General features: G+C 62.8%; 1 protein-coding gene. It reads left to right on the forward strand.

The window, feature by feature from the left end; all coding sequences use genetic code 11:
- Positions 1-996: hypothetical protein (locus tag M9Q49_RS35250; RefSeq protein ID WP_254514055.1), on the forward strand; the 996-nt coding region annotated here is incomplete at both ends.

The raw sequence follows: 996 nt of genomic DNA on the forward strand, positions 1-996 counted from the left end.
ACTCAGCGGTGGCGCGGCGGTGTTCGATACTGCCGGGGCGGTGAATGTCGGGCTCGGCGGCACGGTGCAACTGCTCGCGAATGAGACGGTGTCGAGCTATGCCGGTGCGGGTGATAACGTTGGCACGAATGACTCGACGCTGGCGCTTGGCGCGTTCACGCTGACGACGACGGCGGGGGCGGCGATTGCCAATGTGACGACGAGTGGTGGTTCGATTGTCGCGGGGACGAGCATCACCGATGCGGACGATGATAATAATGTGACGGGCACGAGCATCGTGTTGCAGGCCGCGACGGGTGTGGGGACGAGCGCGGATCCGATTGAGACGACGCTGGCGAATGTTGAAGCGAGCGGCGGCAGCGGCGGGGTGTTTTTGGCGAACACCGGCAACTTGATCATCGGTGGCGTGAGCGCGCTGGTCGGTGTGAGCGCGACGGCCAGCGATGTGAATGTGAGTGCGACCGGCAGTCTGACCGTGAACGAAACGGTGAGCACCACGACGAGCGGCAATGTGACGTTGTCGACCATCGATGCGGCGGGTGTGGGGCAAGACATTGTTCTCACGGCAGCCGTGAATGTGAATTCGGCTGGCGCGATCACACTGAATGCGGGTGATAATGCGACGCTCGCGGGCAATCTCGTGAGCGGCACGACTACGACGGTGAACATCGACGTCGGTGCTGCGGACGCCGGAGTCGGTGGTGTGTTCGCGCTGACGGGAACCATCACGGCTCCGAGTGGAGCCGTGCTCAACGGCAACGGCGATAACGATACGTTTAATCTCGCGCCGCAAGCGAACGCTGCGGTGACGGTCAATGGTCTCGCGCCGCACATGACGCTGACGGGCGACATTCTGAATCTCGATCTGACGGCGACGACGAGCCGACAACTGACGCTGGGCAGCATCGGCAGCGGCGTGTGGACGCTGAATTCGCCGCTGAAGAGCGTGACGTACACGAGCATCGAAGAGATGAACGCCAACGCGCCGTTCCATCT

The sequence above is a fragment of the Anatilimnocola floriformis genome, from assembly GCF_024256385.1.
In the GTDB taxonomy this organism is placed as follows: domain Bacteria; phylum Planctomycetota; class Planctomycetia; order Pirellulales; family Pirellulaceae; genus Anatilimnocola; species Anatilimnocola floriformis.